Annotated in this window: 20 protein-coding genes; 3 read left to right on the top strand and 17 right to left on the bottom strand. The window is 60.5% G+C overall.

The features are described from left to right. Positions 1–25 precede the first annotated feature (25 nt). The 12 genes from RBT76_00390 to gatC all read right to left on the bottom strand — a co-directional run bounded on the left by RBT76_00390 (position 26) and on the right by gatC (position 12833). A complete protein-coding gene (locus tag RBT76_00390; protein MDX9856229.1) occupies positions 26–1192 on the bottom strand; it encodes a DegT/DnrJ/EryC1/StrS family aminotransferase in 1167 nt (388 codons plus the stop codon). Then, positions 1189–2637 carry a hypothetical protein gene (locus RBT76_00395; GenBank protein ID MDX9856230.1) on the bottom strand — a complete coding sequence of 483 codons (1449 nt, stop codon included), beginning with the start codon at positions 2635–2637 and terminating at the stop codon, positions 1189–1191. The genes RBT76_00390 and RBT76_00395 overlap by 4 nt, the downstream gene beginning before the upstream one ends. Before the next feature lies 1 nt (position 2638). Then, on the bottom strand, positions 2639–3766 hold the full coding sequence (locus RBT76_00400; protein ID MDX9856231.1) for a GNAT family N-acetyltransferase: 1128 nt from the start codon (positions 3764–3766) through the stop codon (positions 2639–2641). Positions 3767–3864: 98 nt separating this feature from the next. Beyond that, on the bottom strand, positions 3865–4926 hold the full coding sequence (locus RBT76_00405; protein MDX9856232.1) for a glycosyltransferase: 1062 nt from the start codon (positions 4924–4926) through the stop codon (positions 3865–3867). A 37-nt stretch (positions 4927–4963) separates the two neighbouring features. Continuing rightward, positions 4964–6073, bottom strand: a complete 1110-nt coding sequence (locus RBT76_00410) for a DegT/DnrJ/EryC1/StrS family aminotransferase (protein ID MDX9856233.1) — start codon at positions 6071–6073, stop codon at positions 4964–4966. A 9-nt stretch (positions 6074–6082) separates the two neighbouring features. After that, positions 6083–6841: a DapH/DapD/GlmU-related protein gene (locus RBT76_00415; protein ID MDX9856234.1), complete on the bottom strand. Its 759-nt coding sequence runs from the start codon at positions 6839–6841 to the stop codon at positions 6083–6085. A gap of 71 nt (positions 6842–6912) precedes the next feature. Next, positions 6913–8115: a GNVR domain-containing protein gene (locus RBT76_00420; GenBank protein ID MDX9856235.1), complete on the bottom strand. Its 1203-nt coding sequence runs from the start codon at positions 8113–8115 to the stop codon at positions 6913–6915. Next, positions 8112–9473, bottom strand: coding sequence for an SLBB domain-containing protein (locus tag RBT76_00425; GenBank protein ID MDX9856236.1), 1362 nt, complete (start codon positions 9471–9473; stop codon positions 8112–8114). The genes RBT76_00420 and RBT76_00425 overlap by 4 nt, the downstream gene beginning before the upstream one ends. A 93-nt stretch (positions 9474–9566) precedes the next feature. Continuing rightward, positions 9567–10028 carry a hypothetical protein gene (locus RBT76_00430; GenBank protein ID MDX9856237.1) on the bottom strand — a complete coding sequence of 154 codons (462 nt, stop codon included), beginning with the start codon at positions 10026–10028 and terminating at the stop codon, positions 9567–9569. A 74-nt stretch (positions 10029–10102) separates the two neighbouring features. Then, positions 10103–11794: a CTP synthase gene (locus RBT76_00435; protein ID MDX9856238.1), complete on the bottom strand. Its 1692-nt coding sequence runs from the start codon at positions 11792–11794 to the stop codon at positions 10103–10105. Between the two features lie 8 nt (positions 11795–11802). Further along, entirely contained in the window at positions 11803–12546 is a 744-nt protein-coding gene (locus tag RBT76_00440) for a 3-deoxy-manno-octulosonate cytidylyltransferase (protein MDX9856239.1), read from the bottom strand. Beyond that, positions 12546–12833 carry an Asp-tRNA(Asn)/Glu-tRNA(Gln) amidotransferase subunit GatC gene (gatC, locus tag RBT76_00445; protein MDX9856240.1) on the bottom strand — a complete coding sequence of 96 codons (288 nt, stop codon included), beginning with the start codon at positions 12831–12833 and terminating at the stop codon, positions 12546–12548. The genes RBT76_00440 and gatC overlap by 1 nt, the downstream gene beginning before the upstream one ends. A 185-nt stretch (positions 12834–13018) precedes the next feature. Between gatC and RBT76_00450 the strand changes: the two genes are divergently transcribed. From RBT76_00450 to RBT76_00460, 3 genes are all read left to right on the top strand, one after another. Next, positions 13019–14044, top strand: a complete 1026-nt coding sequence (locus tag RBT76_00450) for a PAS domain-containing protein (protein ID MDX9856241.1) — start codon at positions 13019–13021, stop codon at positions 14042–14044. Then, the gene (locus RBT76_00455; protein MDX9856242.1) at positions 14041–15423 is read left to right on the top strand and encodes a sigma 54-interacting transcriptional regulator; all 1383 of its coding nucleotides are present in this window, start codon (positions 14041–14043) and stop codon (positions 15421–15423) included. Before RBT76_00450 ends, RBT76_00455 begins: the two co-directional genes overlap by 4 nt. A gap of 69 nt (positions 15424–15492) precedes the next feature. Further along, complete coding sequence (locus tag RBT76_00460) at positions 15493–15972, top strand: hypothetical protein (GenBank protein ID MDX9856243.1); 480 nt, start codon at positions 15493–15495, stop codon at positions 15970–15972. Positions 15973–15985: 13 nt separating this feature from the next. Here RBT76_00460 and mltG read toward each other — a convergent pair whose 3' ends face one another. The 5 genes from mltG to hemW all read right to left on the bottom strand — a co-directional run bounded on the left by mltG (position 15986) and on the right by hemW (position 21408). Continuing rightward, positions 15986–16987, bottom strand: coding sequence for an endolytic transglycosylase MltG (gene mltG, locus RBT76_00465; GenBank protein MDX9856244.1), 1002 nt, complete (start codon positions 16985–16987; stop codon positions 15986–15988). A 6-nt stretch (positions 16988–16993) separates the two neighbouring features. Further along, positions 16994–17425 carry a Holliday junction resolvase RuvX gene (ruvX, locus tag RBT76_00470; GenBank protein ID MDX9856245.1) on the bottom strand — a complete coding sequence of 144 codons (432 nt, stop codon included), beginning with the start codon at positions 17423–17425 and terminating at the stop codon, positions 16994–16996. A gap of 88 nt (positions 17426–17513) precedes the next feature. After that, positions 17514–18794: an asparagine synthetase B gene (locus RBT76_00475; protein MDX9856246.1), complete on the bottom strand. Its 1281-nt coding sequence runs from the start codon at positions 18792–18794 to the stop codon at positions 17514–17516. A 37-nt stretch (positions 18795–18831) separates the two neighbouring features. Continuing rightward, positions 18832–20208 (bottom strand): replication-associated recombination protein A, encoded by a 1377-nt coding sequence (locus tag RBT76_00480; protein MDX9856247.1) that lies wholly within the window; start codon positions 20206–20208, stop codon positions 18832–18834. A 60-nt stretch (positions 20209–20268) separates the two neighbouring features. Further along, a complete protein-coding gene (gene hemW / locus RBT76_00485; GenBank protein ID MDX9856248.1) occupies positions 20269–21408 on the bottom strand; it encodes a radical SAM family heme chaperone HemW in 1140 nt (379 codons plus the stop codon). Position 21409 lies beyond the last annotated feature (1 nt).

Raw genomic sequence — 21409 nt, forward strand, 5'->3', positions numbered from 1 at the left:
ATGCCGGATGCGGGGGCGACCGGGTTTATCTTCGATGTTTCACGACAATGTCGGCGATGGCGTCGCAAATGTAGTCTATCTGCCTGAAGGTCAGCAGCGGGTACAGCGGCAGGGTGACCACGCGGCGGCCGACCCATGCGGCATTCGGAAAGATATGCTCGTTGAACCCGGCCGACCGGAACAACGACAACTCAAACATGGGGATGTAGTGTACGCCGCACTCGACGCGCCGGGCTTTCATGGCATCGATGAAACGGTCCCGCGAGATCGTCAGACTATCGATATTCAGGCGGATGATAAACAGGTGCCAGGCGTGCCGGACATATTTGGGCGGCGACGGCAGGTCGATGTACTCGGACAGCGCCGACAGATTGTCGCAATAGCGCTGGACGAGCGCTTCGCGTTTTTGCTGCCGGCGTTCGAATTCCGGCAGTTGGCCGAGCCCGATGGCGGCATGGACGTCGGACATGTTGGCCTTGCGACCGGGCGCTATCACGTCGTACCGCCAGCCGGCTTCCTCGCGCCGGCGATGCGCATCTTTGGTCAGACCGTGCATCGCCAGCAGGCGGACGCGGTCGGCCAGGATCTTATGGCGCGATACGACCATTCCTCCCTCGCCGCAGGTGAGGTTCTTGGTGGCGTGGAACGAGAATACGGCGGCGTCGGTTACCTGCGCGACCGACTTGCGGCGGTACAGTGCGCCGAACGAGTGCGCGGCATCGGCAATGACGGGCAGGGTGAAATGGTCGGCGACTTTTCGGAGCCGGTCGTATTCCGCGGGAAGTCCGGCGATATCGACGGCGATGATGGCCCGGGTGTGGGGGGTCACTTTGCGGGCGACTTCCTCAGGATCGATGTTCAGCGAGTGGGGATCGATGTCGGCAAACACGGGCTGGGCGCCGGCGTGCATGATCGCCTCGGCGGTCGCCACGAAGGAGAAGGGCGTGGTGATCACCTCGCCGCCCTGCAGTCCGAGCGCCTGCAGTGCCAGCACGAGGCCGTTGGTGCAGGAGTTGACGGCCGCAGCGTGGCGCACGCGGCAGATGCGGGCGACGGCGGACTCGAATTCCTTCACGCGGGGTCCGCTTGTGAGCCAGGTGGAGCGCAGCGTATCGCGAACGTTGGCGAAGCTGTCGGCGGACAGGCGCAGTTCGTACAGGCGTATCATCGAGTCGGGCGCGTGCGGTTTCATGGTCTACCTCCTTTGCCGGTGTCGGAAGGGACGGTCGGCGCTGAGGACGCGAGTTCGGACAGGTGCCGGGCAGTCCAGCCGAAGGCTCCGTGGTCGCGTCCGGTTTGGAGCATGCGGTGGTAGAGTCTGCGATGCGTGCGAAACTCTGGATTGTAAAACAGGCCCGGGTGGAAGATCAGGCTCAGGGCGCCGCCGACCCTGGAGAGATGGTTGAGCAGGTCGGTGAAAGCCCGGAGCGAGTTATCCGCGTACTGGGCCAGCAGCGTGTTCTCCATAACGACCATCGGTACTTGCCACATGTCCATCTCCCGTTCGGATTCAGGGTCGTACGGCCGATAGCAGCCGCCCACAGCCACACGATAGCCGATTCGATCGGGATAACCAACGGACTCATCGAGCGTGATTCCGTGGGCGCGATAGAAGGGAAGTGACTTCACCGGATCGAAGCGGAGGTAGTGAGCGCGGCCGGTAGATACGGTGCGACCGGCTATCGCGTGCAGTTCCGCCTGCTGGCGGGAGAAACGGTCGTGATCGAGGTGCGTATCGTAGTTGTAGTGGATGCCGATCTCCCAGGTATCGGAGATTGCGCCAACGAGAGATGCCAGCAATTTCGAGCCGCTCCGCGCGCCAAATCGGCCGCCGGTACCGTTCAATATGTAGAAAGTGGAGCGGTAACCGAAAGTGCGTTCGAGCGTGATCAATCCAGGAATATTGTCGAAATAGAATTCGCGTGGTTTGACGGCATTGCGGACCGCCCACCAGAGATTGTCGAGTCGGGGGGTCTTTCGTTTGGCCAGCGGTAGTACCACGCGTCCGAGGCGAATGCTCTGCGTCCAGATGTCGTTGCCTTCGAGGATATCGCAGTCGTGCGAGAGGATCATTGCCGGCGGTTTGATCTCGTCGGCGATCGAAGAAAGCGCGCCATCTCCCTCGCGCATGCGGAACGCTTCGACGATCAGGAGAAAGACCGCATCATTAAACAGAGGCTGTTCCAGCAGTCCCGCCTTAAGACGTGGATCGAAGGCCGCGATAAATCGGCCGTGCCGGTCACGCTCGGTGTGTGCGCCTTCGTATTCCAGCGTCAGAAGGGAGAACAGCGTGCCGAACAGGTCCCAGGCCGGAAGGCGCGTGCCGGACTCGTGGATGAGCCAGAGCGGCGCGGATTCGGTGGGGAAGGCGGTCCACTCACGGCTGTCCGGGCGCAGTATGCGATGGCAGAGGCGAAGCGTCGCCCCGGCGACTGTCACCTCGTACGCGTCGGAGTAGTCGTAACGGCGTATGAGGTCCGTCGGAATCGCGATGCATGGATGACGCAGTCGGAGCGCCGTCTCCAGCGGCACGAACCGGACGTCGGTTTCGCGCACCGCCGCGTTGGCGCGCTCGGAGAAGAAGACATGCGCGTGACGGAGGATTTGCGTATAGAGGTACAGCGCGCGGGGATCCATCTCAGCCCGCCACACCCTCGGTGAAGATACGAGTCACATACCAGTCGCTGAAGGAGTCATCGAGCGGATCGTGGAATTCCGGTGTTGAACCGAGCACCACGACGGCGTGACCGCGTCGGACATGAAAGAAACCGAGCGATCTCGATACTTCGCGGACAAGTTTGTCGAACGGGTGGTTGGTCACGCACCAGCCTCTGGCGGCGGCAATGCCGGTCCTGCGAAGATCGTCGAGCGCTTCAACAAGAAGGCGCTTTACGATCTGCCGGGGTGCGAGGGTAGCATTGTCGGGCGTCGCCGCCATAACATCAACAATGTATCCCACGTTCTCATCGCCTATGGAGTAAATGATCCATCCGACGAGCGTGTTTCTTTCGAATGCGGCGCGCATGATCGGTTTGGTGTAGGGGTTGTTGAAGATGCGCCACTCGAGGTAGGCCTCATCACGATAGATCGTGGGTCCACCGTACTGCCCGACAAACCGTCGGCACAGCTCTGCGCAACCGTCGGGAGCAGCCTCGACAATCCGCGTGTCGAGCGAGTCGCCGACCAATCCGGCGCGGCGAGCGAGGCCGAACTTCGCGGAAGCCGTCAGCCGCGCGCCGGCAGCTCCGATCCGGTAGGGGATCATCTTGAGGCGGTCAACAGTCGATACCGAGCGGCCGACCAGCACGCGGGACTCGATCAGATTCGAAATCCCGACGGCATGGAACGGAAAGAGCAGCTGCTCGGTCGCGCAGGGGATTTTGAAGCCGAGCTTGAGAAACGCCTTGGTCGCGGGGGTGAAGCCCCAGACATAGCGAAGAGAGCGTTCTTCGGCGTAGCCGAAAAGAAGTTCGTACATACGCTCGAACAACTTCTGTCCCCGGTAATCGGGATCCACGAGTGTCTCTTCGGACTTCGCCGTCCAGTAAACGCCGTCGCGATCGATGAACCGAATGGGGATGAAGGCCTGAGTTCCGACAATACGGCCATCATCATCGGCGACCGCGAACGGGAGCTGATCGGTCTGGTACAAACCGCTGTCGAAATCCCAGCGCCATTGGTCGAGCGACCGCTTGTTGTGGGAGAACTTGTTGTGAAGCGCATTACAGGCTTCGGCGTCATCGGTGCGTAGCAGTCGGATTTCCATGGACGATATTCCCGGTACAATTCCGATTCGATCAGCGGGTTTCTCGTAACATACACTGGGCTGACGCGCTGCGACAGCATTTTTCGACGCCGCGTTGGTCAGACCTCATTCGACATCAGCAGCCGTTCGTAAAGGGTCTCCATCATCTCAAGCGATTTCCGCCAGTCAAACTCCCGTTCGGTCAAACAGCGGGCATTCGCCCCGAGCCGCCTCGTCAGGCTTGGGTCGCCGGCCAGCCGTATGATGGCATCGGCGAGCGGACCTTCTTCGCCCGGCGGTACCAGCAGGCCGGTCTGGTCATGCCGTACGACTTCGGGAATCCCGCCTACATCGGAGCCGACGGTCGGTCGGCCGCATGCCCCGGCCTCGAGTGCGGCGACCCCGAACGATTCGGTCAGCGACGGCATCACGAGCGCATGGTGCCGGGCGAGGAACGCGGGAACGTCGGCGTTGTCGAGAAAGCCGGGGAAGTTGACGGCACCTTCCAGACCGAGTTTTTTCGCCTGCCGTTTCAGCGACTCCGTCATCTCCCCCGACCCCGCCATGGACAACTCGATATCAGGGACCGACTCGCGCGCTTTCGCCAGCGCGTTGAGGAGCACATCCGGTCCGTATATTTTGCTGTGCAGTTTCAAGTAGCACAGGCGGAAGGGTCGTTCCGGGGGCATCGGCAGGACCGAGTCCGGAAGATTGACGCCGAATGGAATTACTTCACACTTCTTCTCGGACGGCCTGAACAGCGCGGCGGTCTGTCGCTTGAGGAACTCGCTGGTAGCCGTGACGGCGGCGGCACGCATCAACATCGCCCGGACGAGCGGACGATAGAGCGGGTGGCGGGCAATTTTCTGAATATCGGAGCCCCAGACCGAGACGACCGTCGGCTTGAAGCGAGTCCACAGCCCCCACAGGCCGAATCCGGCGGCGTAATGAACGTGAACGAGATCGGGTTTGAACCGGATGGCCTCACGGGCGGCGGCCGGCGCGTAGCGGAGGTAGTCCAGGTATCCGCGTCGCGGAAAGTTGATCGTCTCGCAGTAGTCCTTCGGCTCACCGCCGAGCGATACGAGCTTGACGGCGTGGCCGCGTTGATGCAGGGCTTTCACCCATCGGCTGGCATGAACCGACTCGGCCCAACCGAATATCACGATCCGTCTGGCCATGGCACTCCGTGGTCACCGAGAGTATCGTCGGCTGCCGTTATTCATTCGCCAAACGGGTGATCGTGGCGATCACTTCCTCCTGCTCGGCCGACGTCAATTCCGGGTAAATCGGAATCGAAAACACCTGGTCGGCCAATCGAGCGGACACCGGCAACTGGTTCGGCCGATATCCCAGTGATACGAAACACGGCTGTTTGTGGAACGGTATCGGGTAATAGACGCAGTACCCGATCTTTGCTTCGTCCAGTCCCTTCAGAATCTTTTCGCGCTTCGGCGAAACCAGCGTGTACTGATTGTAGATATGGAACGTGGTATAGTCCTTGACGGCCGGGGTCACGATATTCGGCACGCCCGCAAACGCGTGGTCGTACCGCCGGGCGTTTTCGATGCGCGCTTCGGACCACCGACGAAGGTGGGGCAGTTTCACCAGCAGGATGGCGGCCTGCATGGTATCCAACCGAGAGTTGTACCCTACGACGCTGTGTTCATACTTGCCTGATTGTCCGTGGACGCGAAGCATGCGCACGGTGGCGGCGTTGTCATCGCTGTCGGTGGTGATGATGCCGGCGTCGCCGGCGGCGCCGAGGTTTTTGGTCGGATAAAACGAGAAGCAGCCGTAGTCCCCGATAGAGCCGGCCGGTCGGCCCTTGTATTCTGAACCGATCGCCTGTGCAGCGTCTTCGACCACGGCCACGTTGTGCCGACGGGCGATCTCGACGATCGGATCCATGTCGGCCATCTGGCCGAACAGATGCACCGGCATGATCGCTTTCGTCTTTTTCGTAATAGCCTTTTCGATCAGCGAGGGATCGATGTTGAACGTGTCCGGTTCGATATCGAGGAACACGGGTGTCGCACCCAGGCGGCTGACAACCCCGGCGGTGGCGAAAAACGAAAAGTCGGGCACGATAACCTCGTCGCCCGGCCCGACGCCGGCGGCGTGAAGCGCCAGCATCAGGGCATCGGTGCCCGATGCGACGGCGATGGCATGTTTGACCCGGCACCGGGCCGCGATCTCCTGTTCGAGGCGATGCACTTCGGGGCCGAGGATGAACCTGCCGTGGTCGATCACATATGAGAGCGCCTTCTCGAGGTCGCGGCGAAGATACTCGGTTTGTCTGGCGAAGTCTATCAAGGGGACAGCCATCTTCTCACCTCACTCCTTCCAGCCCTGGTTATCGAGCCACTGCTCCGACGGGACATCGCGAAACACTTTGGCCGGGACGCCGGCGACGATTTTTTTCTCAGGGACGTCTTTGGTAACGAGTGCGCCGGCGGCGACCAGGGCGTCGGCGCCGATCGTGATACCGGGCAGGATGGTCGCGTTGACGCCGATTCGCGCTCCCCTGCGCATGATGACGCCTTTGAAGTGTTTAAACCGCTCTTCCGTTCGGCCGATGTAGTTGTCGTTCGATGTGGCCACGCATGGCGCCAGAAAACAACGGTCTTCGACTTCGGAGTAAGCCGTCAGATACACGTTCGTTTCGAGTTTCACGTAGCGGCCGATGGTGCAGTAGTTCTCGATCGCCACGCCGCGTCCGACGATCGTATAATCCCCCACCGATACGTTCTCCCGAACGGTCGACAAGTCCGCGATGAGCACTTTTTCGCCGATCGTACACCCGCGATAGATGATCACATGGGCGCCGATAATGCCGTTGCTGCCGATCCGAGTCGGCGGCAGCTGCTGGTCTTTGGTGACGGCGCTGTTGGCGGCCCGCATGGGGAGTTTGCCGATAACAGTGCCGTCGTCGATCCGGACGTTATCGCCGATCTGCACGTCGTCATGCATGATGACGTGGTGTCCGATCACACAGCCGTGTCCGATTTTTACTCTTTCTCCGATAACACAGAACTCGCCGAGTGTAGATGTACCGGCGATGACCGCCGAAGCGGCCACGATGGACTTTGACATAGCGGACTATCCTTCAGTGAATGGACAGACAGACAGTCGCCGGGGGCGACATCCGCCGTTCGAACCTGTATTTACCGTTTTTTGCCGACGCCCGGGAGCCAGCCGAAATAGGCTCGTACGAAGCGATTGAGGCGGTCATAATCCTGCGGCTGGTTCTGCTGCATGCGGGCGGTGTAATCGACCATCGCGGCGATCACCACGGACATCAGCAGCGACACGACAAGACTGCCGAGCACGATCCGGGTTCGCTGCGGCCGGCTTCGGACTTCGGCGACGCGGGCCGAGTCCAGCACCGAGATGGTCGGAGTCGACTCCTGTTCGGCGATGCGCGCCTGTTCGTTTTGTTCCAGCAAGATGTTATACAGCCGTTCGTTGACGCGGACGCGCGTATAGAGGTTTTCGTAGCGGCCCCGCAGGTTGGGTATCACGGAAACCGGCACCGAGAAATACGAACTGTCGCCGGAGCCCTCCTCGAGGGCGCGAAGCTGACCGCGCACGATCGAGCGGCGCCGTTTTTTCTCCACCAGATCGGGGTTGTCGGCGCTGAGATACTCTTCGCCCATCTGAATTTCGAGGTCGAGTTGCGCGAGCGTGATCTTGAGCTGGGTAGCCTGTTCGATGGCCAGCCGGGTCTGTTCGCCGAAGTCGATGGCTTTGTGGGCGGTCTGGAACGCTTCCAGCGAATCGCGCGCCTCAGCCAGCTCGCGGGCCACCTGTTCGAGCCGGTCGCTGATGAACTCCCGGTTCTGTTTCGCGCGGCTGACCACCATGCGGGCATTCAGAATGTTCAATTCGTCGATGTAGGCGTTGGCGATATCCGCCGCCACAACCGGGTCACGGTCCTCGACCGTTATGCTCAGCAGCCCCTCATCGGTCACCCGGAACGCCGTGTGACTCATGAGTGCGAGGTAGGTATCGATACGACTCTCGGTTTCATATCGGGTGGCGAGATCGAACCGGTCGATAATCTGTTCCGACAGTGTGCGGCTGGTCAGAATCCGCGCGTAGACGTCGGACGGCGTGACCATCATCGGCAGCGTCAGCCCCTCGGTCATCGACACGATATCGGCCATCTGGCTGAGTCCGGCGGGGATTGCGGTGCCAAGATCTTTCGGGGGCAGCAGCAACACCTCTGAGGAGTACCACGCCGGCAACAGGAGCGACACGACAACCGCACCCAGCGTAATCAGCGCCACGATAGTGACAACCATACCCCGGCGGCGGGCCAGCATGTCAACGAAGAGCCAGAGGTTGGAGGTTCCGGAGTGGGTCACCGGAGCAGCTCCTTTCGGTTTACGCGCACTTCATCGCCGTCGCGGATACCGACATCGGGACCGACGGTCGACGAGAGCTGCGAGACGCGATCGGTAACGACCACCTGCTGTCGGTCGGCCTCTGCCAGGAAACCTCCGGCGGCGCTGATATAATAGGTGGCAGTTTTGTCGTGCTCGTACGGCACCAGCCCGGGGTTGCGAACCTCGCCGGAGACGCGCACATAGCCAACCGTACGCGGGACGAAGATGGAGTCATCGGACTGAAGAATGAACCGAGCCCACAACGAGGAATCACCGCCGACTCTGATGGGATACCTGAGCGCAGACATCTGGGGCGTCATCCCTTCTTCGACTTTTCGGAAGACGGTGACCCGTGGGGCGTTGGCATCGCGGAGGAGCCCTCCCGCGTGCGCAATCAACGACGCGAGGGTGGCGTTTTCCCCCACGTTATACCGCCCGGGTTGGGTGATGCGGCCGAATATGATCATCATGCTGGACGCATCGTCGGCGTCTCGCTGGGGGACCATGACGACATCACGCGGCTGTATTGTGCCCTTTACACGTGGATCACGGAGACTGTCGCCGACGATAAACAAGCCTTCCATATCGCCGTCGCGCCGCACGCCGCCCGCGAGGGATAACAGCGTGTTCAGGTCATCGTCGGGCTGCAGCTCGATTTCCCTCGGGTGTCGGACGTATCCGACGATGTTTATCACTTCGTCGGTGCGCTGCGGAACGTGAATGTGAAATCCGCCATAGACAGGCGGGTCGGCATCGGGATCGCCCAGAAACGTGGCGCGATCCAGATCGACCGGTATACCGGCAGGTCCGCCGAGAAGCGTGATTCGCCTCGTCGACGCGTATTCGGTAACACCGCCGGCCAGCTCAAGCAGCTCCGAGACGCGCTGCGACGTATAGGCTACATACAGGCCGGGCGCGACGACCTCGCCGGTGACCGTAATCGCAGTACGCATCGGGTCGCCGACTGTGATATCTATCTGGTCGGCAGTATAAAAACCGGAGAGAATCGGCATGAGAAGTTCGCGGGCCTGGGTAAGGGTCTTGCCGTTCAAGTCGAACAGGCCAAGCGTAGGACTGGCAATCTTTCCGTCGGCAGTTACCGGAAGACTCAGGGAGGGGAGCTTGGCGCCCACAAAGACGACCCGCAGTTGTTCACCCGGCCGGATGATAAATTGGTCCGGATCGACCGGGCGGTCATAATAGCGGTACTCGAGCTGGACAAGTGAGTCAGGTACTTCGCCGGCGATCTGCGCGGCGCCGGGTTTTGCCAGGCCAAGTGACAGAACTAGGGCGGCAGTCGCGAGCCGGGCAAGCGGCTTCATCTGTAAACCGTACATAGACATAACTTGCAAGGATAGGCAATCCTTAGGGCAATGTCAACTGGCGTTATGGGGTGGTATGAGCCGGGGTGGTCTGACGGCGCCGGGCTCTTAACGTGTCGGGTAGAGGGATGACCCGCTGCCGCCGGAACGCACAAGCCGGAACTGAAAGACGGCGTCGGTCTGGTCGATGTTATCCAGTCGAAGCGAATCCCCCGCGAACTGGGCCGTGAACTCGCCCGAAGGCCCGCGCTGGCTGCAGTTGCCCCCGAAATAGGACTGCGGGGTCAGGCGAACCTGATTGGTGTTGAAGCCGCCGATCTCGCCTTCGGAATCGCACAGTGATGAGGGGTTACCGTTGCTGCTCAGGTGAGTAATGGAGTAAATGCCGTTATTGACGGTGAAAAAGATGGTATCGACCCACTGCTCGCCGACGACAAGGGGGCTGAAGTCGATACGCAGTTCACCGCGATAGCTGGCGGCTGCGGGCACGGGGTCATCGTCGTCGCCGGAACACCCGGCGATCGGCAGGGCGGCCGCCACAATCAGCATGATCGAACAAATTCGTTTCACTGTCATCCTCCGGATCAAACCCAAAGGAAGAACGCATACCGGGGCCGATTTGTTCGAATCACACGCGAAACGACTCAGCGGTGTTTGCTGGTGGTTTCGGCCAGTTCCGGATTCCCGCCGGACGACGCCCCGGGCGATTCCGCGCGACGGCGGTTGTACTCGACGGCGGCCCGCACAAATTCACGGAAGAGCGGGTGCGGGGCGATCGGTCGCGATTTCAGCTCGGGGTGGAACTGTACGCCGACAAACCACGGGTGATCGGCGATTTCGACGATCTCGACAAGCCTGTTATCGGGCGACACCCCCGCCATAACCAGATTGTGCTGGGCGAGCAATTCGCGGTAGCTGTTGTTGACCTCGTAGCGGTGACGGTGCCGTTCGGATATCTCGAGCGCGCCGTAGGCCTGGTGTGACCGCGTACCTTCGAGCAGCGTACAGGGGTATGCGCCAAGCCGCATGGTGCCGCCGAGTTCGGTCACTCCCTCCTGATCGGCCATGAGATGGATAACGGGGTGTTTGAGGTCGCGATAGAACTCGAAGGAGTGCGCATCCTCGATGTGGCACACGTTTCGTGCGAATTCGATCACGGCACACTGCATGCCGAGACAGATACCGAAGAACGGGATTTTGTTTTCACGGACATAACGAATGGACTCGATTTTTCCTTCCACGCCGCGCTCGCCGAACCCGCCGGGGATCAGCAGGCCGTCGATATCGTGCAGAAACCGATCCGGACCGCTGTGTTTGATTTCCTCGGAGCTGACCCAGATGAGATCGACCGCCGCATCGGCGGGCACGCCCGCGTGCGTGAATGACTCGATGATCGATTTGTACGCGTCCTTGAGATTCACATACTTTCCGCAGATGGCGATTTTCACGCGACGCTGGGGGTTGTGGATTTTCTCGACCATCGCTTCCCACTCATCGAGCGCCGGTTCGACAACCTCGATGCCGAAATGCTCGCAGATGATCTTGTCGACCTGCTGCGAGTGCAAGCGGAGCGGTATTTCGTAGATCGTCGAGGCATCCGGCGCAACCGCGACGTTGCGGGTCGGCACCGAACAAAACAGCGAGATTTTCTGGCGGAGGGAATCGGAGATCGGTTTGGAGCACCGGCACAGCAGCATATCCGGCTGGATGCCGATCTCGCGGAGTTCCTTGACCGAGTGCTGGGTCGGTTTGGTCTTGAACTCACCGGCGGTCGAGATATAGGGGACCAGAGTCAGGTGCACGAACATGGTGTTCTGCAGGCCCTCTTCGAGGCGGAGCTGCCGGATCGACTCGAGGAAGGGCAAAGATTCGATATCGCCCACGGTACCGCCGATTTCGGCGATGACCACGTCCGGGCGTTCGCCGTTGCGGGCGAGCGCGCGGATGCGGCTCTTTATTTCTTCGGTTACATGGGGGATGACCTGGACGGTTGCCCCGAGATAGTCGCCGCGTCGTTCGCGGGTGATGATGGTGTTATAGATCTGGCCGGTCGTCACGTTATTGCGCTTGTCGAGCGACTTGCCGAGGAAGCGCTCGTAGTGACCCAGGTCGAGATCGGTTTCGGACCCGTCGTCGAGGACATACACTTCGCCGTGCTGGAACGGATTCATCGTGCCCGGATCAACGTTGAGGTACGGATCAAGTTTGATATTCTGGACGGTGAGGCCGCGCTTCTGCAGAAGCAGGCCGATCGACGCCGAGGCGATTCCCTTGCCGAGCGCCGATACCACGCCACCGGTCACAAAGATATACTTGGTCCTGTTCGTGTCTGACATAACACTCCCTATCGTATCAAAGACTCAATTGCGTTCAGATCCTTCGGGCTGTCGATACTGATTGACCGGGCGCCGGTGACAAACAGGCGGATCCTGCCGCCGTGTTCGAGAATGCGCAACTGCTCGAGCGACTCCGCCTTTTCGATGGCCGTGCGCTTCCAGCCGGCAAACCGTGCGAGTCCGTCGGGACGGAAGAAGTAAACGCCTATATGTTCCAAGAACCGGTATTGCGCGATGCGGTTCCGCCCGTGGGCGTCGCGGATGAACGGCAGCGGCAGGCGGGAAAACCACAGCGCATAGGCGTCGTGGGAACCCACCACCTTGGTGCAGTCCGTTCGGTCGAGATCGTGTTCGGCCCGGATACGACGGGCCAGCGTCGCGTACATCTCTTTCGGATGGGCGAGCATCCATCGGACAACCGGATCAAACACCCGCCCGCTCAGTCCGAAGTTGTCAGCCTGCACGTTGATGTACAGGGCGCCGGGGAGCCGTGACATTACCTCGGCGACTCGATCCGACCCGGTCCGGTGGCGTGAGGACGTGCGAATCGCCTCGGCTCCGAACGACTTCGCCAGAGACTCCACTTCCCCGCTGTCGGTCGCAATCACGACGCGGTCGATGGTGCGGGATTTCTTCACTGAGTGCCAGATATAGAAGAGCAGCGGCTTGCCCTTGTAGAGATAAGCGACTTTTCCGGGAAACCGTGTGGAACCCATTCTCGCCGGAATTACGGCGATTACTTCACGGGACATCAGCCGATCACCCTCGGCACGCGGAAATAACGGTCGTCGGCATCCGGCGCCATCGCCAGGACCGTTTCCCGCGGCAGTGACGGCTTCACAACATCATCGCGGAAGACATTTTCGGACGTGATAAACTGCTCGCGCGGCTGCACGTTGTCGGTCGCAACCTGTTGCAACGCATCGATATAGTCGAGGATGACAGTGAGTTCGCGGGAGAAGCGGGTGATTTCTTCTTCAGTGAGACTGAGTCGCGCCAGACGCGCAATATGCCGCACCTGATTCTTATCTAGTGGCATGGGCCAACATACCGAAGCTGTTGTCGGCAGTCAAGACAAAAACGGGACGGTAACACTCCCGCGCACTGCGGACCCATTCCCATACATCGCACCCACCGGCTCGGTGTCAACCGATTGAAGCTAAAGTCGGATCATCAATTAGCCGATCTCTACAACAGGTGTCTCAAAATGAAACAGGTTACACAATGAGCATAGTCACGGTTCCCCGTCGAATCAGCAGCCACGTGAGCGACACATTCGCTCGGCCGGTGCCTTCGAGGCTTCGAGATGATCTGCTGCGAGAGTCAAACACTGACAGAACGCCGCTGGCGGGCCTGACCGCTGCCGTCCTGGGCCTGACCCTCCGGGGCTCTCTGATCGACAGCGATCGGGAGTACCTGGACCGAGTCGGGGGCGCCAACGCGATTGTCTTTCTGATCAACGGCAGCCGCTGGGTACATCCGGCGGACCTGCCGCTGTTTGACTACGAGCTGATCGAAACCGCCGTTACGATTTGCGGCGAAGCCGTCGTATCGCACCGCTACCAGCCGAGGGAGAACGATCCGGAAACGTGGTACACGGTCATGACTGCGGTGCTGAATCCGGGTGAAGAGGTACCGCTCGTGCTGGGGATCCTGAGTCCGGAAAACCGTCGGGAAGCAGCCGCGCGGCAGGGGCAGTTCTCGGATGTGGTATCGGCATTTCGCGCCTGTCGCATCGAGTTTGAACGAGCCTGCGACGTAATACGGGCTGCCGGGAACAGCGACGAGCCGCTCATCGTCGTCGATCAGACGACGGGCACCATACTTCACGCAAATTCGCCGGCCTGCCAACTGGCCGAGTGGACGGATTCACCGATAATCGGCGCTTCATTCGACGATATTGCCGGGCTGCTGCCGCTGTGCAGTTCCGGGCCGCGATTGATGATCAGGCAGGTAACGGTGGCGGGACTGGCGCTGTCGCTGGTGGGGGCGCCATCGTCGCCCGGCGACACCGACAGCGCGGCAACTCAAGCGACCGGGCCGCTGGCTGATGAGTTGCATTCGGCGCTGGACGATCTGGCGGTCAGCGTGTCGGAACTCAAGTCGTACGTCGCGGCCGCCGGCAACACGGTGGCGGCTGCTCTCCTCGATCGCATTGACAGCCAGGCGATTCTCGTGCGGGACGGGATCGAACATCTCACCCGTCTGGTACTTGGAACCCCGGCGACAGCGGAAGATGATCTACCATGACAGAGCATCGCGAACCAATTGCGGTCGTCATTCGAACTGAGAACCCGAATTTGGCGGAGTCATTAGCGACTCAATTGCGATCCGCCGGCTGCAGGGTACTGAAAGATTCTGAGACCACGGGGACGGAAGAAACCCGCGGCGTGACGCCGCAGGTCGTGATTCAGGATGCCGGGGACGCCCCGGCACCCTGTTCCGCGGCACTTGAGAGTGTGCGAAGCCAATGGCCCGGCGCGCAGATCGTCTTCATCGGCGCGGGGGTGTCATCTGATCTTACGCTGTTGTCACACCCCGCCGTCTTTGCGGCGCTCTCGCGTGACGATACACCGCAGCACGTGTGCTGGACCGTGCAGCGGGCGGGTGAAACCGCCCGCATGCGTACGGAGCTCACGGCGCTGCGCGAATCGGCGGCGATGAGTTACGGCTTTGACAACTTCATCGGCGTGTCGGAAGGTATCGTGCGGGTTCGCGAGACCGCACAGCGCCTCGCGCCGACCGATATCGCGGTCCTGCTGACGGGGCGGCCGGGCAGCGGAAAGCGCCACCTCGCAACCATCATTCATCATCACTCCCTGCGACGCCGGGGACCGTTGGTGACGGTCGATTTCGAAACGGTCCCGCCCGACCAGCACTCCGAACTGCTGTTCGGCGGCACGACGGCCGGACGCCGGTCTGTTCGGCCGGGTCTGCTGGAACGCGCCGACGGGGGCACGATCTATCTCGACGACATCGGGGCAATGTCGATGGAGGCACAGGAACGCCTGAGCGGCTTCCTGCAGGACCACCAAATAGTCAGCTCGGTGCAGGCCCGACCGATGCGTCTCGACGTTCGCATGCTGGCCGGCAGCAGCCACGATCTGCGGGATCGTGTCGCAGACGGTTCATTTCGGGCCGACGTGCTGCAGGCGCTCAGCGTGATATCGATCGACCTGCCGCCACTCAAGGGACGCTCCGAGGATATTGAGGTACTAACCGATTACATGCTCCATCGGCTGACTGCCGGTCGCGGGCAGACGCAGGTGGGAATCAGTCGTGAGGCCCTGACGATGCTTGCGGCGCACTCCTGGCCGGGCAATGTCCGGGAACTCGAGAACACCCTGCGCCGGGCCATCGCTCTGTGTCAGAACAGGTGTATCGAGTGGGGCGATATCGTCTTCCTCGGGGAACCGGCCGGCGCGCCAACCGACAGCGGACCGTCGCGGGTCACGCTGACCATCAAAGGCGGGCTGCTCGACAACACGCAACGGACTTTGATTATCAAGGCCCTGGACGCCAACGACTGGAACTATTCACGTACCGCGGCCGATCTCGGTATCGGACGAACCACCCTCTGGAGAAAAATACGACGGTACGATCTTAGGCGGGAAAGCGATCTTCGCTGAGAGGACGATCGGATGGCGGCGTGGGACGAATCATATGACACCCCCCGGTCGGAGCCCGGGTGCGAACCCGTGCGGACAAGCCACGACGGTGATCCGACCGCGGCGCTCGACCCCGCAGAGGAGTTTTTCCGCCTGACGCGGGTGCTGCAGGAGCGATACGACATTCGCAAGGCGGTGCTCATCGTTAAAGAGAAAGCGAGCAGCCGATTCTGTGCGGTTGCGTCGTTTAACGGCGGCCGCACACGGAAGAACCTTTCCCTGCGACTGCCCGGCCACTCGTCGCTTTTCCTCAAGGTAGCCGACCACCGGACCATATTCACTGAATCGTATTGCGACCTGTTCAGCGGCAACTCATTTGAGCGGAACCTGCTGCTGGACGATGAGTGTCGTTCCTACGCCATTCTGCCGCTCACCTGCGACGGGCACGTCGTGGGGATCTTAGGATTTTCGTCGGACAGCCCCTCGACATTTGTCACCTTTGAAGAGGGCGCGGTTGATCGGGCGGCGGCACACCTGGCCGAACGCATCAGACAGACGGTCACCATTTAGACGTAATATCTCGTTACTGCCCCGCCGGAGCACTCTGCCCCGATTGGCGTATCTCGTATCTCGCCCTGTTGTGTTCGGCGTTTGTCCGTGAGAAACGGTGACCGCCGGAACCGTCGGCGACAAAGAACAGGTATTCGGTGGATTCCGGATACAGCGCCGCTTTGATGGCATCGAGCCCCGGCGAATTGATCGGGGTCGGCGGCAGACCCTTGCGTCGATAGGTGTTGTACGGCGTGTCGGTGCGAAGATCCCGGCGGTACAAGGGGCGATCCAGCCCGCCGAGTCCGTAGATGACAGTCGGATCGGCGTCGAGGCGCATCTTCCGTTCAAGCCGGTTGTGATAGACCGAAGCGATGGTCGGCATTTCCTCACCCAGAAAGGCCTCGGCCTCGACAATTGACGCCAGCACGACCGCCTGTTCCCTTGACAGCCCGTTGGGGATGGAGTCCGGCCAAATACCTTCGGTCTTTGCCCTGAACATGGCGACCATCTGCGCCAGCACGTCTTCAACGGGCGTTCCCCACGGCACGAAATAGGTCTCCGGAAAGAGGTAGCCTTCGAGGGAGGGAACCCCGAGTCGGTTACAGAAGGCCGTATCCTGCGCCAGTTCGACTATGCGGGCAGAGTCGGACTCGAGTTTCTCGGCCAGAATCGAGGCCACTTTCCAGATCGGAGCGCCTTCATACACCGTGAACCTGAGTATCAGGAAGTCGCCGGCCTCAAAGCGGTCGAGAATCGATCTGGCGGAATTGCTCCCGGTGAAATCGTAGCGACCGGGTACGAGGTTTTTGTCGATGTTGCGCCATCGGGCCGGGATCGTCAGGGCGTATCGGGAGCGAACGACCTCTTCATCGGCGAGCCTGGTCGCGATTGCCGAGAAACCGTCGCCCGGAGCGATTATCACTGAGACTGTCCGGTCACCAATATCGACCGGCGACAGGTATACGAAAAGGCAATAACCGGCAAGCAGTACCAGCACCGAAACGGCAGCGAAAATGATATACCGGGTACGCATAGTCGATCAGGTCCGATTCTCGTCAAGGAAACGCTGGAGGATAATCACGGCCGCGAGGCGGTCGATTCGTTTTTTGTCTTTGCCCGTTCGTTTGCCGTGGGCATGAATAATGTCGGCGGCTTCGGTCGAGGAGTACCGCTCGTCTTCCCGGTAAATCGGTCCGGTAAACGACTTCTGCAGGAGCAAAAGAAAGCGGTCGATTTGCTCGCACTTTTTGCTTTTGTCGCCGCTCGGCAGAAGCGGGTAGCCAACGACGAGTCCGGCGGGCTCGTACTCCGCAATGAGTCTGAGAAGTTCGTCGACCGCATGCTGCCGCGACCGCACGACAAGCGTGGTCAGGGCCGAGGCGATGAGGCCGGTGGGGTCGCTCTTGGCGATCCCGATACGCCGTTCTCCGTAGTCGATCCCGAGGAAGGTCTTGTCGGACGTGTTGGTCATAGTGCTATAAGAGACGATCGTGTGCGGAAATCAACCACAACCTTTCTGGCGATCGCCGACGGGGCGACGGAAAGCTGCGGCGGGAGAATCACGTTTTGCGTTCTTTGCGCTTGGCGGCGGGAAACAGCACGTTGTTCAGAATCAACCGGTATCCGGGCGAGTTTCTGTACAGTGCAAGGTCGGTGGGCGGATCATTCACCATGTGCTGGTAGTCCTCGGGGTCGTGACCGGCAAGGAACGTGAAGGTCCCCCGGCCGAACCCGCCATGAATGTAACGCACTTCGTCATAATTATCGGGTTGTCCCAGAACGACCACGTGCTGCTTGAGCAGTGATTTGCGAAACCCCGTCACCTGACCCATGAAACCGTTGACGGTAGATACGTGATCCTGCACCAGCATCGTCGGCACGGGATCAAGCTTCGCCGAGAATTCGAACAGGAAGAAGTAGTCTTCGGTCGGGCTGAAGAAGCGGACCATGCGATCGGGGTAGGTGTCTATATCGGAACGGCGGTAGACCAGCGGGTTCGTGATCAGGTGGAAGTTTTCGAACGCGAGACATTGCTCGAAGTCCAGTTTTTCCTGCGCTCCGGGGTCTACAGGGTCGCCATCGAACTCGCGGGGCACGATATCCACTCCCTGGGCCGCCAGGGCGATATCCATGGTTTCCGGGGCCGAACACATGGAAAACAAAAAGCCACCCCGCCGGATGTAGTCCTTCATGACGAGCACGACGTCGCGTTTCATGTCCGAGACCTTGTTGTAACCGAGCTCGCGCGCCTTGTCTTCGTTCATTTTGACTTGCGCCTGATACCAGAGCGCGTTGGCGAACGCCCCGTAGAATTTCCCGTATTGCCCGGTGAAGTCTTCATGGTGCACGTGGAGCCAGTCGTAATCTTCAAGGGCGCCGTTCAGGACGTCCTCATCGTACACCAGTTCGTACGGGATTTCGGCGTATTCAAGCGCCAGCCGGACGGCGTCGTCCCACGGTTCATGCCCCGGCGGCTGGTAGACCGCGACACTGGGGGCTTTTTCGAGTTCCACTCGTTCCATGTTCTCGACCTCGATCTGGCGGAAAATGTCCGCGACCTGACCCGAACTGATTTCTTCGTAGCGGACGCCGGCAAGCAGACAGAGGTTGACGACTTCGGGCGAATAATCGATAAGAAATGAACCGCTTCGGTAGTTAAGCAGCCACTGTGCGTGTTCGTGAAGTTCAAGCGCCTTGAACGTCACGCCGTAGGCTTTGAGATGGTCGGTTTGGGAGTCATCCATCGGAATGAGAACAGAGGTTGCATCAACACCGCCGGCCACCAGCAGGGCGAGGACGAACGCAAGGATCGCCGTATGCTTCTTGGGTTTCGTGTTCATCGCTCTTTAAACGCGGGATTGGGGCGAAGGTTCGCAATCAGTGGCCGCTTCCTTTTTTCGGCCTGTCGGGCTGTCCCGGCCTGGCCATCAGTTGACGCCGGCGTTCGAGATATGTCCGGAGGTAGTCCGAAATCTTCTGTTCCCGGCCAGCCTCCTTGGGGAAGTAGTACCGGCTGCCTTCGAGACCTTCCGGAAAGTATTCCTGATCGGTAATGGCGTCCTCAAACTCGTGGGCGTACTTGTAGTCTTTGCCGTAGCCGAGACCTTTCATGAGGGCGGTGGGCGCGTTGCGGATAGTCAGCGGCACGGGCAGTGAACCGCTCTGTTCGGCGTCGGCCATCGCCTTGCCAAAGGCCAGATAGACAGAGTTGGACTTGGGCGCGCACGCCAGGTAAATGACCAGTTGCGCGATGGCCAGCTCGCCCTCGGGAGAGCCGAGGAAATGGTACGTTTCACGGACATTGAGGGCGAACGTGAGGGCGTAGGGATCAGCCATACCGACATCTTCGGAGGCGAAGCGCACGAGCCGGCGAATGACATACCGAGGGTCTTCCCCGGCCGCGAGCATCCGCGCGAGCCAATACAGGGCGGCATCGGGGTCGCCGCCACGGATCGTCTTGTGAAGGGCCGAGATGATGTTGTAGTGTTCTTCGCCCGTCTTGTCATACACGAGCGCTGATTTCTGATGCACTTTCCGGAGGGCGTCGAGAGTCAGTTCGTTGCCGTTACCGACAAATTCCGATGCCTGTTCGAGAAGCGTGAGGCCGCGACGGGCATCGCCATCGGCCGCCGACGCCAGGAACTCCATCGCCTCATCCGAGATTGCGTGGCTGCGGGCGCCCAGCCCGCGTTCGCTATCGGTGAGGGCGCGCCGGAGGACTTCCATCATATTCTGGACGGAAAGGCGTTCAAGCACCAGCACGCGCATTCGGGACAAGAGGGCCGAGTTGACCTCAAACGACGGGTTTTCCGTGGTCGCGCCGATAAGCACGACCTCGCCTTTTTCCACGTACGGCAGGAAGGCGTCCTGCTGGGCCTTGTTGAAACGGTGAATTTCATCGATGAAGACGTACGTTCTGCGGCCCGACATCTGGTAATAGTTGACGGCCTTGGTCAGGACTTCTTTGACTTCCTTGATGCCCGAGGTAACCGCCGAGAACGGAACGAACTGCCCGCGAGTGGAGCGGGCGATGATTTCGGCAAGGGTGGTTTTTCCGGAGCCGGGCGGCCCCCAGAAGATCAGCGAACCGACACGGTCGGCCTCGACCGCTTTTCGAAGCGGGGTGCCGTCGCCGACGATTTTTTCCTGACCGACAAACTCGTCAAAGGTTCGCGGTCGCATGCGATCGGCGAGGGGTTTGAGATCGGCCGCCGAGCGGTGGGCGTTGTTATCAGTTTGATCGAAGAAGTCCATGTGGCTAGGATAGGCGAAAAGAGGGCGGTTGTCCAATCACAAACGAGAAAAACGGGGACGCTACTTCAGCAGCCGCCGCGTAATTTCGTCCGCGAGATAAAAGCCGTTTTCCGACAAGCGAATCCTTCCCCGGTCCGGAATAACGTGACCCGACTCCACCAGCACCTCATACTGCCGACGATCGAGCTGGTCTTCGACATTCCGTCCGAACCGCTCGGCAAACTGCCGCCGGTCGATTCCTTTCGTCATGCGGAGACCGAGCATGATGGCCTCGATCATGCGCTGCTCGACACCGGATTCATCGATCTCGACCGGGTAGTCGCCGGCCTGAATCGTTCGGACATAGCGCGCGACACTGGACACGTTCGCGAACCGACGTCCCCGGACGAATGAATGGGCCGACGGTCCCAGGCCGAGGTAATCCTGACCTTCCCAGTAGCTGATGTTGTGTCGGCACTCGTGGCCCGGCTTCGCGAAGGACGATACTTCGTATCGAACGTAACCGGCGTCCGCCAGTCGTTCGGAGCCGCCCCGATACATGGCGAGGGCCAGTTCCTCGTCGATCGGTTTCACTCTCCCCTTCTCCACCTTGCGGGCCAGCGGCGTGCCCGGTTCCACGGTCAACTGGTAGAACGAAACATGCGGCGGGTCGAGCTCAATGAGCTGGTCGAGATCGGACGAGAGCATGCGGGTCGTTTGGCGGGGCAGCGCGAAGATCAGGTCGGTTCCGAAGGTGGCGAACCGAAGAGCGTTGGTCAGGTAGACCGCCCGGTGGCTGTCCTCGACATGATGCTTTCGATCGAGAAGCTTGAGGAGTTTCTGATCGAACGACTGAATGCCGTAGGTGGGCCGGTTGATTCCGAGGGACCGGTACGACTTGAGCAGGTCTACCGTCACCGACTCCGGGTTGTTCTCTATCGAGAATTCCAACCCTTCGAGCACGGTGAACTGCCGCTTGAGTTCGTCGAGCCACGCGGTCAGGAACTCAATTCGCGTCAGCGAGGGCGTGCCGCCGCCCACGAATATGCTGGTGACGATGCGATCGTCGGAGGACCACGTTTCCCCTCGGCGGCGTGTTTCCACCAGCAGGGCGTCGTAAAAGCGTTTCTCTTCGACCGGGTCGTACAACTCTTTGTAGAAATCGCAATACGAGCACTTGTTGCGACAGAACGGAAAGTGGAGGTAAACCGAAAAGGGCATG

This window comes from Candidatus Zixiibacteriota bacterium, assembly GCA_034003725.1.
GTDB lineage: Bacteria > Zixibacteria > MSB-5A5 > GN15 > FEB-12 > WJMS01.